Origin of the sequence: Streptomyces sp. NPDC093252 (assembly GCF_040683675.1) — a bacterium.
Classification (GTDB): domain Bacteria; phylum Actinomycetota; class Actinomycetes; order Streptomycetales; family Streptomycetaceae; genus Streptomyces.
Map to the genome: position 1 here is coordinate 36,119 of NZ_JBFBEM010000019.1, position 14,495 is coordinate 50,613.

The window sequence follows — 14,495 nt, forward strand, 5'->3', positions numbered from 1 at the left end:
GTCAGCCCGCCGCCGGGCCCAGCCGGGCGAGGGTGTCCAGCACCCGGGAGCGGCTCACGAACACCTCCGGCGGCAGGGACACATAGAGCTGGATGGTGGTGACGCCGGGGCGGTGGTAGCGCAGGATGCGTTCGCGGCACTCCTCCGGCGAGCCGCTGATGAAGAGCCCGTCGACCACCTCGTCCGGCAGGGCCTTCTGGGCGCCCTCCACATCGCCCTCGGCCCATTTGCGGTGCGACTCGCCGAGCAGTTCGCCGTGCCCGAGCCACTCGTGGAACTTGCGGTAGGGCTCGCGGTTGAGGATCCAGGCGAGGAACGGGCGGGTGGCGCGGTGGGCGTAGTCGGTGTCCTCGGTGGGGCAGACGAACACCTTGACGACGAGTTCCTTGCCGGGCGGCTGGGGGCCGACCGCGTCCAGGATCTTGGGTACGTCCTCGGGGAAGAGGAGGTTGGTGATGGCGCCGTCGCCCTCGCGGAAACCGAGCTTGAGCATGCCGGGGCGCAGCGCGCCGAGGATCACCTTGACCGGGTCGGGCGGGGGGTGCGGCAGCCGGTACCCGGTGATGGAGAAGGTGTCGAAGTCCCCGGCGATGTGCTCGCCGCGCAGGGCGCGGGTGACGAACCGCAGCACATCGCGGGTGCGCTGGTAGGGGGCGTCGAAGGGGATGCCGTTGATGTCGGTGACATGCGCGGGCACCGAGGCGCCGAGGCCCAGCAGCAGCCTGCCCGGGGCGAGTTGGGCGAGGGTGGCGGCGGTCTGGGCGAGGACGGCGGGGCCCCGGGTGTGCACCGGCACGATGCCGGTGGCGATCCGCAGCTTGGGCGACCAGGCGGCGGCGGTGGCCAGCGGGGTGAAGGCGTCGGTGCCGCCGCCCTCGGCGCTCCAGACATCGGTGTAGCCGAGGTCGGGCAGCCGCTCGATGAGGAAGCGGTGCCGGTCGATGGTGAGGCCCGGCAGCGGGAGCGTGACGCCCCACTTGGGTGCCTGCGGTGCGGAGTAGGTCATGACGCCACCCGTACGGTCGTGAGGTCGAGGAACCAGGACTGCGGCTGGACGAGGCCCTTCACCTGGGGCGCGAGCGCCCGGGGATTGCTGTCGTTGACGACGAACAGCCAGGGCGCGTCCTCGGTGACCAGTCGCAGGGCCTCGGTGTAGTCGGCCTCGCGGGTCTCCCGGTCGGTGGCCGCGCCCGCGGCGGCGAGGAGCTTGTCGACCTCGGGGTTGCTGTAGCCGCCGGTCCAGAACGGGCTGTCGGTGCCGATGAACAGCGGCAGCAGCGCCTCGGACTGGAACAGGGTGGTGGACTGGGCGATGGCCTGGGAGTCCAGGGCGACCTCGCCCTCGGCCTCGGCGCCGATCAGGGTGGACCAGTCGGTGGTGCGGATCTCGGCGTCGATGCCGACGGCGGCCAGATCGCGCTGCACGGCCTCGGCGATGGGCACCGGGATCAGATTGCCGGAGCCGCCGGTGGGGACGGTGACGGAGGTCTTGAAGCCGTCCGGGTACCCGGCCTCGGCGAGCAGCTTCCGGGCCTCGGCGGGGTCGTGGTCGTAGACGTCACCGGCCGGGTCGTGGGCGAAGGTGCCGTGCGGGGCGGCCTGGCGGGCGGGCCGGGCGGTGCCCTGGAGGAGTTCCTCGGCGATGGCCTCGCGGTCGACGGCGTAGTTGGCGGCGCGGCGCACCCGGGGGTCGTCCCAGGGTTTCGCGGTGGTGTCGAGGATCCAGTACCAGAGGTGGTCGTAGCTGTTGGTGACGACGGTGGCGCCGTCCGCCTTCAGGCTCGGGATGTCGTCGGGGTTCGGGTACTCGATCCAGTTGACGGAGCCGGAGCGCAGGGCGGCGGTGCGGGCGGCGGCGTCGGGGAGGGCCTTGATGACGAGCCGGTCCAGGGCGGGGGCGCCGCGCCAGTAGGCGTCGTGGCGGGCGAGCTGGATCTCCTCGCCGGGCTTCTGCGACACGAACGCGAACGGCCCGGTGCCGACGGGGTGTTCGGAGAACTTCTCGGTGCCGGTCTCCCGTACGGCGGTGGGGCTGGCGATCAGGACATGGGCGAGGTCCTGCGGGAAGTGCCCGTTGCGCTCCTCGGTGACCAGCCGGACCCGGTCGTCGGCGAGTTTCTCGTACGAGGTGATGCCGCCCGCGTACTCCCCGGCGGCGGCGCCGAGGGCGTCGGTGTAGTGGGGGCTGTCCTCGTCGAGGTAGCGGTCGAGGTTGAAGACGACGGCGTCGGCGTCGAAGGGGGTGCCGTCCTGGAAGGTGACGCCGTCGCGCAGGGTGAAGTCCCAGGTCTTCCCGTCCTCGGCGACCTTCCAGGAGGTGGCGAGGGCGCCGGTGATCTCGGCGGGGCCGTCCTTCTTCGTCAGGTCGTAGCGGGTGAGTCCCTCGTAGATCTGAAAGCTGACCAGGCGTTTGCCCTCGTAGCCCGCGCCGCCGATGACGGTGTCGGGGTTGGGGAGTTTGCCGGTCGCGCCGATGACGAGGGTGCCGCCGCCGTCGCCCTCGCCGTCACCGGCGGCGGTGCCGCCGCAGGCGGTGGCGGTCAGCAGCAGGGTGACGGCCAGGGCGGCGGCGCGCGGGACGCGTGCCGGGGGGCGGTCGGGGGTGGTGGTGCGGTGGTGCGTCATGGCTTCCTCGTGATCTCGGGGGTGGAGACGGGGACAGGGGTGTCGGCGGCCAGCAGGGCGCGGGTGTAGGAGTGGCGGGGGTGGTGCCAGAGGTCGTCGGTGGGGGCCTCCTCGACCACCCGGCCGTGGCGCAGGACGACGACCCGGTGGGCGAGTTGGCGGACGACGCCCAGGTCGTGGGAGATGAAGAGCAGGGCCAGTCCCAGGCGCCGCTGGAGGCCGGTGAGCAGATCGAGGACCTGGGCCTGGACGGTGGTGTCCAGGGCGGAGGTCGGCTCGTCGCAGACGATCAGGTCGGGGCCGGTGGCCAGGGCGCGGGCGATGGCGACCCGCTGGAGCTGTCCGCCGGACAGTTCGCGGGGGCGGCGGGCGGCCAGCGCGGGATCGAGGCCGACATCGCGGAAGAGGGCGGCGACCCGGGCCGGGCGGTCGGCGCGCGGGACGCCGTGCAGGCGCAGGGCGAAGGCGACGGCCGTACCGGCGCGCAGGGCCGGGTTGAGGGAGCCGCGCGGGTGCTGGGGCACGAACTGGAGCCGGGCGCGGACCGGACGGGCGGCCCGGCCGTGCAGCCGTCCGGGGTCGTGGCCGTCGAAGCGGACGGTGCCGGAGTCGGGGACGAGCAGACCGAGGGCGAGCCGGGCCAGGGTGGACTTCCCGGACCCGGACTCGCCGACCAGCGCGACGGTCCGCGCGGCCGGGACGCGCAGGGAGACGCCGTCGATGGCCGGGGCACCGGATCCGGCGGGGTAGCGCTTGGTGACGTTCTCCAGGACGAGCAGGTCCCTGGACGGTGGGGCCGTCTCGGTCGGGGCCGCCGGAGGGCCGGGCGGGGTCGTCATCGGGGGCCTCCCGGCCGCGCGGCCACCAGGGCGGCGGCATAGGGGTGGTCGGGGGCGGTCAGGAGCCGGTCGGCGGGGCCCTCGGCCACGATCCGCCCGGCCCGCATCACGGCCACCCGGTCCCCGATCCGGCGGGCGGCGCCCAGGTCGTGGGTGACCAGGAGCAGGGCGGTGGAGCGGGTGGTGAGCAGTCCGGCGAACAGATCGAGGACCTGGGCGCGGACCAGGGCGTCCAGGGCGGTGGTGGGCTCGTCGGCGATCAGCAGGCCGGGGGCGCAGGCCAGGGCGAGGGCGACGGCGGCCCGCTGGCGCTGTCCGCCGGAGAGCTGGTGGGGGTGGCTGCGGGCGATCCGGTCGGGTGCGGTGAGCCCGGCCGCCTCCAGCAGCGCGGGCACCGCCCGCCGCGCCTCGCGCCGCCCGGTGGCGATCCGGTGCCGCAGCAGGACCTCGACGACCTGGGCGCCGATCCGGCGCAGCGGGTCGAGGGCGGCGTCCGGATCCTGCGGGACATAGCCGATCCGCCGGCCGCGGACCCGGCTCAGGGCACGGTCGTCCAGGGTGAGCAGTTCGGTGCCGGACAGCCGTACGGAGCCGGAGACGCGGGCGGTGCGGCCGGGCAGGCCGAGGACCGTACGGGCCAGGGTGGACTTGCCGGAGCCGGACTCGCCGACCACGACGAGGGCTTCGCCGGGCGCGACGGTCAGCGACACCCCGTCGACGGCGCGGACCACCCGGCCGGTGCCGGTGCCGGTGTGATGGGTGACCGTCAAGTCCTCAAGGGTGAGGTGCTCGGGGGCGGGGGCGTTGTCAGTCATGGCCAGCCTCCTCGGTGCCGTGCCGGAGGGCCTCGCCGAGCCAGTTGAAGACGACGGACACGGCGAGGACGGTGAGTGCGGGCAGCACCGCGACCTCGGGACGGGTCAGCAGGGCGGGCCGCAGCTCGTCCAGCATGGCGCCCCACTCGGCGGCGGGCGGCGGGACGCCGAGGCCGAGGAAGGACAGCCCGGCGGCGTAGACAACGGCCAGTCCGACCAGCGACGAGGAGTACACCAGCAGCACCGGGGTGATCACCGGGACGACCTGGCGCACGGCGAGGGTGAGCGGTCCCGCGCCGCTGACCCTGGCCGCCGCCAGGAACTCGGCGGTGCGCACCCGCCGCGCCTCGGTGAAGGCGACCCGGGCGACGGCCGGGGTGAGCACCACGGACAGCGACACCACGGTGGTGGTCAGACCGGGCCGCATCACGGTGGCGACGACGATGGCCAGCAGCACCCCGGGGAAGGCGTACAGCACGTCCAGGGTGCGCAGCAGGGCGTGTTCGGTGGCCCGTCCGCCCAGTCCGGCGGCGATGCCGAGGAGCCCCCCGGCGACGGTGGCGACGGCGACCGGCAGCAGTCCCCCGGCCAGCGAGGGACCGGCGGCGACCAGCAGCCTGCTGAGCAGGTCCCGGCCCTGGGAGTCGGTGCCGAGGAGATGGCCGGGGCTGCCGGGCGGGAGCAGCCGCTCGCGCAGTCCCCCGGCGTCGGGGTCCTCGGGCGCGAGCCACGGCCCGGCGACGGCGAGCACCAGCAGCAGCGCGGCGAGGACGGCGGGCACCAGGAGCCCGGGGCGCGGCAGCCGCCGTCGCGCTTGCTCGGTTGCGGGGTCCGGGTTCACAGGGTGCCTCGCAGCCGGGGGTCGATCAGGGCGTGGGCGGTGTCGACGAGGATGTTGACGGCCACGAACGCGACGGCGATCAGCAGCACCCCGGCCTGGATCAGCGGCAGGTCCCGGGCGGACAGGGCGTCGTAGAGGAGCCGTCCAATGCCGGGCCAGGCGAAGAGGGTCTCCACGAAGACCACGCCCTCCAGCAGATAGGCGAGTTGGAGCCCGCCGATGGTGAGCAGCGCCGGGGAGGCGTTGTGGACGCAGTGCCGCAGCACGGCGGTGCGGGTCAGTCCGCGGGCGCGCAGTCCGTCGGCGAGGTCGGAGTGCAGGACGTCGGTCAGGGCGGCGCCGAAGACCCGGGCGGTCAGTCCGAGCGGGACCAGCGCGGCGGCGACGGCGGGCAGCACCAGATGGTGGAGGCGGTCGGCGGTGGAGCCGCCGGTGAACAGGTCCTCGGTGCCGCCCGCCGGGAACCAGCGCAGCCCGACCGCGAACACCGCGATGAGCAGCAGCGCCACGGAGTACTGGGGCGCGGACACGGCGAGGGTGGACAGCGCGCGGGACAGCCGGGCCCTTCCGCCGCGGGGGCGGGTGGCGCCGAGGGCGCCCAGCAGGGTGCCGCCGGTGAGCACGAGGAGGAAGGCGGCTCCGGCGAGGACCAGCGTCTGGGACAGGGCGGGCAGCAGGACGTCCCCCACGGGGCGCTGGGCGGAGAGGGAGACGCCGAGGTCGCCCTGGAGGGCGGAGCGCAGCCAGGCGAGGTAGCGGACGGGGAGGGGTTCGCCCAGGCCGAGGCGTTCGGTGAGACGGGCGCGGGACTCGGCGGGGGCGCCGGGGCCGAGGAAGGTGGTCACCGGGTCGCCGGGGACGAGGGCGACGGAGGCGAAGACGACGACGGTGACGCCGATCAGGGTGGGGATGGCGTAGAGGAGGCGTCGGGTGAGGTAGCGGGTCACGGGGGTGGGGTTGGGGGGATGGCGGGCATGTGCGGGTCCCTTCGGGGAGTTGTGCGGGTTGCGGGTGCGGGTTGCGGGTGCGGGTGGGTGGGGGCTGGTCGCGCAGTTCCTCGCGCCCCCAAAAAGCCGTGGCCCTGAGTGGTGTTGTGAAGCGTGCGGGGGGTCGGCGGGCAGAGCCAGCCAGGTGTTGATGCTGATACCGGGGGTCATAGGACCTGTAGTACGGAACACACGATTCCGTCGTCCGGGCGTGATCCGGCCCTTGTTGACCCCCGCTGAGCGGCCGAATTACGCTCTTGGCATGTCTCATCGGCGAACCGACTTCACTCTGGTCGGTATCGGCGGCTCGTGGCACCGCAGGCTCTTCGACGAGTTCTGTCGCGGCGGCGCCGGGCGCTGATACGGCGGTCCGTCCGTCCGTGCGCGCCCTTCCCCGTCCCTGTCCCGCCTCCATCAGCCGTCGCCGCCGAGGGGACCCCTGTGAAGCCGTACCGCCGTGCCCGTTCGGGCCGCTCCCTGACCCCGGGGCGTGCCCGGTGACCGCGCTCACCGCCGCGACCCGGACCCGCCCCCGCCGGGCCGGGCAGGCGGAGATCGACAATCCGCTCGATCTCATCGCCGCGCATCAACTGCTCACCGAGCGGGACGACCGGGCGGCGGGCCAGGTCCGCCGGGTGTGGGCGGCCGGGGGCTGCGACTGCGGTCACCCCACCTGCGCCGGGCCCGGCGACCACGGTCCGGGGCCCACGCCGGGGCTGCTGACCCGGGTCTTCCTCGCGGAGCGGCATCCGGTGGCCAGCGCGGGGCTGCGCAGTGTGCTGAACACCGACCCCGGTACGGCGGTGGTCGGCAGCTCCGGGGACTTCCCCCGGCTGCCGGAGGCGCTGCGCCGGGTACGGCCGGACGTGGTGCTGCTGGGCGGCGGGGGGACGCTCGCGCAGGAGCTGGCGCTGGTCGCCCTGGTGCGGGCGCCGGACGTGGTGCCGGACGCGCGGGTGCTGCTGCTGCGGCGGGCCGAGAGCACGGCGGAGGCGAGCCGGATGCTGCTGGCCGGGGCGAGCGGGTGCTTTCCGCTGGATCTGGCGGAGGAGCGGATCATCCGGGCGGTGGGGATCGCGGGGGCGGGGGGTTCGGTGTTCCTGCCGGCGCCACCGCCGCCGGCGGTGCGGGTGTCGGCGCCCGTGTCGGCCCATGACATGGCGGAGCCGTTGCCGCAGCACTGCGGGTTGACCGGGCGGGAGCGGGAGGTGCTCGCGCAGTTGGGGCGGGGGTTGAGCAATGCGGAGATCGGGCGGGAGCTGGTGTTGGCGGAGGCGACGGTGAAGAAGCATCTCACCAGTGCGATGCGGAAGATTGGGCAGTCGGATCGGTTGCGGGCGGCGTTGTATGCGCATCGCCATGGGTTGGTTGGTTGACCGGGTTGGGGTTGGGTCTGGGTTGTGGGTGGGTGCGGGTTGTGGTCGTTCTTTTGCGCAGTTCCCCGCGCCCCTGAGGGGGGTGGGGTGGTGGGGGTTCGGGGGTGGGTGCGGGACGGTGGTCGCTTTTCGCGCAGTTCCCCGCGCCCCTGAGGGGGGTGGGGTGGTGGGGGTTCGGGGGTGGGTGCGGGACGGTGGTCGCTCTTCGCGCAGTTCCCCGCGCCCCTGAAATCCGCGCCGCCCCGCGTTCCTGGATCCGGGCCACCCTGCGCCCCTGAATCCGTGCCGCCCCGCGCCCCTCAATCGGTGCCGCCCCGCGCCCCTGAATCCGGGCCGCCCCGGGTCCCTGGAGTAGGCGGGGGGGGCGACCTTTGGAGTAGGTGGGGGGCTCCGATCGTCGCCGTGGGGAGGTCCGTTCGGGGCTTCTGGGGGGTGGGGCGGGGTTCGTAGCGTGGGGTGACTCGATCGCACGGATGTCCGACACAAAGGAGTTCCGAGATGAGCGATGCGCCCGAAGGAGGCATCGCGCGGACCGGTTCCGGCCCGGCCGTGCTGCGCCCTCCGGGGGAGCCCGGTCCGGTGGGCTCCGCCGATCCGCCGCGCAACATCTACCGGGGCATGCCGGAGGCCGAGCGGTCGGCGCTGTGGCGGCAGCGGCTGCACGAGGCCGAGTCGGGGCTCACCCGGCTGCTGGCCTCGCGCTACGACGCCGCCCAGTTGTCCGGCTGGTTCGGGCTCCAGGCGGAGATCTTCGCCGATCTGCCCGACCCGGTCACCGCGACCGCCGCCGACTGGCAGCGGGTCTTCTTCCGTGGCCAGGCCCTGATGGAACGATTCCTCGTGGGCCGGTACGGGGAGGAGTCGCTGCTGGCCTGGGCCGGGGCCATCGCCGAGGTGCACCGCGAGGTGGAGCCCGATCACGGCCGGGGCGCCGCCGATCCGGTGCACCGCATCGCCCGGCAGGCGGAGCTGTACGGGTCGGAGTACGAGTTCGACGATGGGGCCGGGCCGGGGCGGGCCGCGCTCACCATCACCCACTGCGCGATCTGGGACTACCGCGAGCGGGCCCGCCGCTCCGGCGTCCGGCTCACCCTCGCCTCGCCGTGCACGTACTGCACCAAGGCGCTCTCCGCCAACATCCGCGCCAAGGGGTACGAGCCGTCCCACGACCTGCGCACCGGGCCCACGGGGCACGGCTGCCGCTGGGAGGCGACGGCGGCGGTGACGGCCGGGTCCGACGACAACATCTCCCGGGAGCAGTGATGTGCGGTGTGACCGGATGGGTCGATTGGGAGACCGATCTGCGGACGCGCGGGGAGACGGTGTCCGCGATGACCGGGACGTTGGCGTGCCGTGGGCCCGACGCGGCCGGGACCTGGCTGTCCCGGCACGCGGCGCTGGGGCACCGGCGGCTGTCGGTGATCGATCCGGAGGGCGGGAGTCAGCCGGTCGGCGAGGGGCCCGACTCCGGGCCCGACGAGGCGCGGACCGTGCTCGCCTACAACGGGGAGCTGTACAACCACCGGGAGCTGCGGCGCGAACTGGAGGCGCGCGGGCACGCGTTCCGCAGCCGCTCCGACACCGAGGTGGTGCTGCGTGCGCATCTGGAGTGGGGGGCGGACGCGCCGCGCCGGTTCAACGGGATCTTCGCCTACGCGCTCTGGGACGGACGGCGGGAGGAACTGCTCCTGGTCCGCGACCATCTCGGCATCAAGCCGCTGTACTGGCACGCGCACGCCACCGGGGTGCTGTTCGGCTCCGAGCCCAAGGCGGTGCTGGCCAACCCGCTGTTCCGGGCGGAGCTGGACGGGGAGGGGATCGCGGAGTTGTTCGCGTTGCCGGCCGCGCCGACCGCCGGGCACGGGCTGTTCCGGGGGCTGAGGGAAGTACGGCCCGGTCATGTGGTGCGGGTCGGGCGGGCCGTCACCCGGGAGTCCCGGTACTGGGAGCTGGTGTCGCGCGAGCACACCGACGACGCGGAGAGCACCCGGCGGCGGGTGCGCGAGCTGCTCGGGGACGCGGTGGAGCGGCAGTTGATGAGTGATGTGCCGCTGTGCACACTGCTGTCGGGCGGGGTCGACTCCAGTGCCATCACCGCGCTCGCCGCGCTGGCCCGGGAGCGGGCGGGGCAGGGGAAGGTGAGCAGTTTCTCCGTGGACTTCCCGGGGAGTGCGGAGCGGGCGCCGGATGACTGGCGGACGGGAGCCGACGCCCCGTTCGTCGCGGCGGCGGCCGGGCACATCGGCACCCTGCACACCTCCGTGGTCATCCCGGACGACGATCTGCTGGACGCCCGGCAGGCGGTGCTGCGGGCCCGGGACCGGCCGGGCTGGGGCGAGATGGACGCCTCGCTGCATCTGCTGTTCCGCGAGGTGCGCCGCCGGTCGACGGTGGCGCTGTCCGGCGAGGCCGCCGACGAGGTGTTCGGCGGTTATCCCTACTTCCACGATCCGGCCGCCGTCGGCGCCGACACCTTTCCCTGGCTGCACGGCCGGGCCACCCCCGCCGCGCTGCTGCGCCCCGAGGTGCGGGCCGAGGTGCGGCCCGAGGAGTACACGGCGGCGCAGTACCGGGCGGAGCTGGCCCGTACTCCGTATCTGGCCGGGGAGTCCGGCGCGGACCGGCGGACCCGGGAGCTGTTCCATCTGGCGCTGACCCGCTGGCTGCCGCCGCTGCTGGAACGGGTGGACCGGGTGAGCATGTCGGTGGGCCTGGAGGTACGGGTGCCGTTCTGCGACCACCGGCTCGTGGAGTACGCCTGGAACGTGCCCTGGGCGCTGAAGGCACCGGGCGGGCGGCCCAAGGGGCTGCTGCGGGACGCCGTACGGGATCTGCTGCCCTCGGTGGTGGCGGACCGGCCCAAGAGCGGGTATCCGTCGACGCCCGCCGTCCGCTACACCGAGGTGCTCACCGCGCGGGCGCACGCGCTGCTGGCCGATCCGGCGGCCCCGGTGTTCGAGCTGGTGGACCGGGAGCTGGTGCGCACCGCGCTCGCCGAGGGGCGTCCGCTGCCCAGTCCGCGCACCGCGCCCAATCCGGTGGGCGGCCTCGATCATCTGGTCCAGGTCGACGAGTGGCTGCGCGCCTACCGCGTGGGCCTGCGGTGAACGCCCGCGCCGCCGAGGGGCGTACCCCGCTGCTGGGGCCGCGCGCCGGGGGCACCCTCGCCGATGCCTTCCGGGACGCGGCGCGGGGCTGGACCACCGGCGTCGCCGTGGTGACCGCCCGCCACGGGGACGAGGTGTTCGCCAAGACGGTGTCCTCGCTGTGCACCCTCTCCCTGGACCCGCTGCTGGTCAGCGTGGCGGTGAGCGCCCGCAGCCCGCTGGCCGGGGCGGTCCGCGCCGACGGCCGGTACGCGGTGTCGGTGCTCGCCGGTCATCAAGAGCCGCTGGCCCGGCACTTCGCCGCGCCGGGCGCGGGCCGGGCGCTCACCGCGTTCACGGTGGCGCCGACGCGGACCGAGGCGACCGGGGCGCCGGTCCTGGAGGACTGTCTCGCCTGGTTCGACTGCCGACTGCACACCGTGCTGCCCGGCGGCGACCACGCCGTCCTGGTCGGCCGGGTCACCGCCGCCGACGCGGGCCCCGGCGACCCGCTGGTCTACCACCGGGGCGGCTACCGCGCGCTCGCCCCGCCACCCCTACCCTCCCGGGAGCCCTGACATGACCCTGCTGGACACCGACGGCCCCGGCCTGGGGCTGCTCGACGGCGACCGCTACCGGGCGGAGCTGGACGACGGCCGCGAGCTGTATCTCGACGGCACCCGGATCACCGACCCGGCCGGGCACCCGGCGTTCCGGCCCGCCGTGGACACCCTCGCCGGGCTGCTCGACCTCCAGCACGACCCGGACCACCGCGAGCTGCTCACCTACAAGGACCCGGACACCGGGCTGCGGCTGGCCCGCGCCTACCAGCCGCCGCGCACCCTGGAGGAGCTGCGGCTCCAGCGGCGCAGCGCCGAGTTCTGGCACGCCGCCTCGCTCGGCCAGCACGGGCGCTCCCCCGCGTTCATGGCGTCGATCGCGGTGGGCGTCTACGACTTCCGCAACCGGCTCGCGGCGGCGCGCCCCGAGTTCGGCGCCAACGCCGAATCCTGGTACCGGCACTGCGCCACCAACGATCTGGTGCTCTCCCACGCGCTCGGCGATCCCCAGATCGACCGCTCCGCCGACCCGGTCGACGACCCCGATCTCGCGCTGCGCGTCCTCGCCGAGCGCGAGGACGGGATCGTGGTGCGCGGCGCGAAGCAGCTCACCACCCTGGCGCCGATGGCGCACGAGGTCCTGGTCTATCTCTCGGCGTCGTTCGCGCAGCGCCGGGGCGAGCAGTTCGTGGTGTGGTTCGCGCTGCCGCTGAACACGCCGGGGCTGGTGACGCTGTGCCGGGAGCCGCTGGGCGCCGAGCCGTTCGGGCACGCGCATCCGCTGGGGGCGCGCTACGACGAGCAGGACGCCATGCTGTTCTTCGACGATGTGCTGGTGCCCTGGGACCGGGTGTTCCTGCTGCGGGACGCCGACCTCGCCCGCACCGGACTCGGCCGGATCAACGCCTGGTCGGCGTATATCGGCCATGTCCGCTACCGGGAGCGGCTGCGCACCCTGCTGGCGACGGCGACGCTGGTCGCGGAGAGCATCGGCGTCGACGGGTTCCGCAACATCCAGGAGGACCTGGGGCGTCTCGCCTCGTACGCGGAGCTGACCGAGCTGTTCCTGGACGCCGCCGAGGCCCGCGCGAAGGTCACCGACGGCGGGCTGCTGGCGCCGGGCGACACCGCGGCGAGCCGGGTGTGGTCGGCGGAGGTGGCCGACGGGGCGGTGGACGTGCTGCGCCGCATCGGGGCGTCCGGGCTGCTGATGCAGCCCACCGAGCGGGATCTCGCCCACCCCCGGCTGCGGCCCTTCCTGGACCGCTATATGCGCGGCCGGGGCACCGACGCCGCCCGCAAGTCCCGGCTGCTGCGCCTGGCCTGGGAACTGACCGGCGACGCCTTCGGCCAGCGCCAGCACCTGTACGAACTCGTCCACCGCGGCGACCTGGCCCGCAACCGCATCAACCTCTTCAAGCGCTACGACCAGAGCGAGGTGCGCGGTCGGCTGGAGTCCCTGATCGCGGCGCCCGCCCCGACGACGGAGGAGACCCGACCGTGACCCTCTCCCGGACCGAGGCCCAGGCCCGGATCCTCGGCGGCTACGACGACGCCAGCCGACTGCGCCAGGTGCACGACCGCGACTGGGTGCTGGACCGGGTGCCCGGCGCGCCCGAGGTGCTGATCGATCTGGGCAGCGGCATAGGGCAGTTGCTCCAGGAGGCCCTGGAGCAACTGCCGTCGCTGCGGCTGGCGGTGGGCCTGGAGCGCTCCGAGCACCGGATCGCCGAGGCCACCGAGCGGCTGCGCCCGGCCGGGTCCCGGGTGGTGCTGCACCGCGCCGATCTCACCGCCCCGGCCCCGCTGCCGCACCGCGCGGACGTGGTGACGATGACCTCGGTACTGCACTGGCTGTATCCGGTGGAGCACCGGGTGCTGGAGTGGGTGCGGACGCATCTGCGGCCGGGCGGCTCCTTTCTCCTGACGACCTATCACCCCGCTGCCGACCGGCACGGCCTGGGCGGTGAGGACGACATCGTCCGGGACGCGCTGACCGGGCTGGGGGTGCGGCGGGACGCGGTACCGGGGCTGTTCGGCGACCACGGGGTGCTGCCGATCGCCACCCGCACCCGCCCGGTCCCCGAACTCGGCGCGCTCCTGGCGGAGTTCTTCGAGATCACCGCGTACTGGGAGCGGGAGGCGGTGGTCACCGTCCGGGACGCCGCCCAGTACGAGCACTTCCACGCGGCGACCTTCGGCGACTACTACGCCGCCGTCCTGCCCGCCCCCGAACGGGCCGCCTTCTACCGGGAGGTCGGCCGGGCCGCCTGGGAGCGGCAGCAGCACGCGGGCCGGGTGAGCGCGATGCCGGTCCGCCTCTGGAAACTCACCCCGCGCCACGACACGCCCTAGGCTGAGCGGCGCGGTCCTCCCCTCCCGGACCGCGCCGCCCACCTCCCGACCGACCCCGCCCGACCCCGTCCCCCGCTGTCCCCCGTACGCCGAGGAGCCCGTCCATGTCCACCACAACGCCCGGACCGAGTCAGGAACTCGGGGCCTTTCTGCGGGCCCACCGCGAGCTGCTGAAACCGGCCGACGTGGGGCTGACCGCGACGCCCAGGCGGCGCACCCCGGGGCTGCGCCGGGAGGAGGTGGCGTCGCTGTCGGGGGTCGGGCTGGCCTGGTACACCTGGCTGGAGCAGGGCCGGGTGACCGCGTCCCGGCAGGTGCTGACCTCGGTGGCGCGGGCGCTCCGACTGGACGCGGCCGGGCTGCGGCACGCGATGCGGCTGGCCGGGTACCACGAGCCGGTGACCCCGGACGGCGCCGGGGGCGGACTGGCCGAGACGGTGCGGCCGGTGCTGGACTCCTGGCCGGCGAGCCCGGCGGTGCTGCTGGACCGGCACTTCGATCTGCTGGCCTGGAACGCGGCCTGGTCGGCGCTGTGGGGCAGCCCGGAGGCCGTTCCGGCGGACCGGCGCAATCTGATGTGGCTGATGGTGGCCGATCCCCGGCTGCGGACGGTGCTGCACGACTGGGAGCCGCTGGCCATGAACATCTTCCAGCACTTCCGCGCCCAGGCCGGTCCCGCGCTGGCCGACCCGCGCACCGGGGAGCTGTACGAGCGTCTCGCCGAGGACGCGCCGGAGCTGAGCCACTGGTGGGGCTGCCACTCGGTGGCGGAGCTGACCGCCCGCTCGGTGACGGTCGAGCCGCCCGGCGGTGCGCCGACCGCGCTGTCCCTGTCGTCGTTCCATCCGGTGGACGACCCGTCGGCGCTGGTGCTGCTGTTCACCCCGCTCACCGAGGCCGACCGGGAGCGGATGACGGAGCTGTGCCGACGCCCCCTGCGGTCGGTGCCCCGGGACACGGGAGACCGGCGGGCGGGCTGAGCCCCGTCCGCCGGTCACCGCCGTACGCGTGC

13 protein-coding genes are annotated in these 14,495 nt (G+C 74.6%); 7 read left to right on the top strand and 6 right to left on the bottom strand.

Features of this window, described 5'->3' with window-relative positions; translation table 11 throughout:
* Position 1: 1 nt before the first annotated feature.
* From AB0O01_RS32315 to AB0O01_RS32340, 6 genes are read right to left on the bottom strand one after another with little or no spacing between them, the layout of a single operon-like run.
* Positions 2-1,006, bottom strand: coding sequence for an LLM class F420-dependent oxidoreductase (locus AB0O01_RS32315; RefSeq protein ID WP_365319015.1), 1,005 nt, complete (start codon positions 1,004-1,006; stop codon positions 2-4).
* Complete coding sequence (locus AB0O01_RS32320) at positions 1,003-2,625, bottom strand: ABC transporter substrate-binding protein (RefSeq protein ID WP_365319017.1); 1,623 nt, start codon at positions 2,623-2,625, stop codon at positions 1,003-1,005. Before AB0O01_RS32320 ends, AB0O01_RS32315 begins: the two co-directional genes overlap by 4 nt.
* The gene (locus tag AB0O01_RS32325; protein ID WP_365319020.1) at positions 2,622-3,464 is read right to left on the bottom strand and encodes an ABC transporter ATP-binding protein; all 843 of its coding nucleotides are present in this window, start codon (positions 3,462-3,464) and stop codon (positions 2,622-2,624) included. Before AB0O01_RS32325 ends, AB0O01_RS32320 begins: the two co-directional genes overlap by 4 nt.
* Entirely contained in the window at positions 3,461-4,279 is an 819-nt protein-coding gene (locus tag AB0O01_RS32330; protein WP_365319022.1) for an ABC transporter ATP-binding protein, read from the bottom strand. The genes AB0O01_RS32325 and AB0O01_RS32330 overlap by 4 nt, the downstream gene beginning before the upstream one ends.
* Positions 4,272-5,120: an ABC transporter permease gene (locus AB0O01_RS32335; protein ID WP_365319024.1), complete on the bottom strand. Its 849-nt coding sequence runs from the start codon at positions 5,118-5,120 to the stop codon at positions 4,272-4,274. The genes AB0O01_RS32330 and AB0O01_RS32335 overlap by 8 nt, the downstream gene beginning before the upstream one ends.
* Positions 5,117-6,067, bottom strand: coding sequence for an ABC transporter permease (locus AB0O01_RS32340; RefSeq protein WP_365319026.1), 951 nt, complete (start codon positions 6,065-6,067; stop codon positions 5,117-5,119). The genes AB0O01_RS32335 and AB0O01_RS32340 overlap by 4 nt, the downstream gene beginning before the upstream one ends.
* A 536-nt stretch (positions 6,068-6,603) precedes the next feature.
* Here AB0O01_RS32340 and AB0O01_RS32345 point away from each other — a divergent pair.
* From AB0O01_RS32345 to AB0O01_RS32375, 7 genes are all read left to right on the top strand, one after another.
* The gene (locus AB0O01_RS32345) at positions 6,604-7,482 is read left to right on the top strand and encodes a response regulator transcription factor (RefSeq protein ID WP_365319027.1); all 879 of its coding nucleotides are present in this window, start codon (positions 6,604-6,606) and stop codon (positions 7,480-7,482) included.
* A gap of 498 nt (positions 7,483-7,980) precedes the next feature.
* On the top strand, positions 7,981-8,745 hold the full coding sequence (locus AB0O01_RS32350; protein ID WP_365319029.1) for a hypothetical protein: 765 nt from the start codon (positions 7,981-7,983) through the stop codon (positions 8,743-8,745).
* Complete coding sequence (gene asnB / locus AB0O01_RS32355; protein WP_365319031.1) at positions 8,745-10,589, top strand: asparagine synthase (glutamine-hydrolyzing); 1,845 nt, start codon at positions 8,745-8,747, stop codon at positions 10,587-10,589. The genes AB0O01_RS32350 and asnB overlap by 1 nt, the downstream gene beginning before the upstream one ends.
* The gene (locus tag AB0O01_RS32360) at positions 10,586-11,146 is read left to right on the top strand and encodes a flavin reductase family protein (RefSeq protein WP_365319033.1); all 561 of its coding nucleotides are present in this window, start codon (positions 10,586-10,588) and stop codon (positions 11,144-11,146) included. The genes asnB and AB0O01_RS32360 overlap by 4 nt, the downstream gene beginning before the upstream one ends.
* Before the next feature lies 1 nt (position 11,147).
* On the top strand, positions 11,148-12,632 hold the full coding sequence (locus tag AB0O01_RS32365) for a 4-hydroxyphenylacetate 3-hydroxylase N-terminal domain-containing protein (protein ID WP_365319035.1): 1,485 nt from the start codon (positions 11,148-11,150) through the stop codon (positions 12,630-12,632).
* Positions 12,629-13,483: a class I SAM-dependent methyltransferase gene (locus tag AB0O01_RS32370; protein ID WP_365319037.1), complete on the top strand. Its 855-nt coding sequence runs from the start codon at positions 12,629-12,631 to the stop codon at positions 13,481-13,483. The genes AB0O01_RS32365 and AB0O01_RS32370 overlap by 4 nt, the downstream gene beginning before the upstream one ends.
* Before the next feature lie 104 nt (positions 13,484-13,587).
* Entirely contained in the window at positions 13,588-14,463 is an 876-nt protein-coding gene (locus AB0O01_RS32375; RefSeq protein WP_365319039.1) for a helix-turn-helix transcriptional regulator, read from the top strand.
* Positions 14,464-14,495 lie beyond the last annotated feature (32 nt).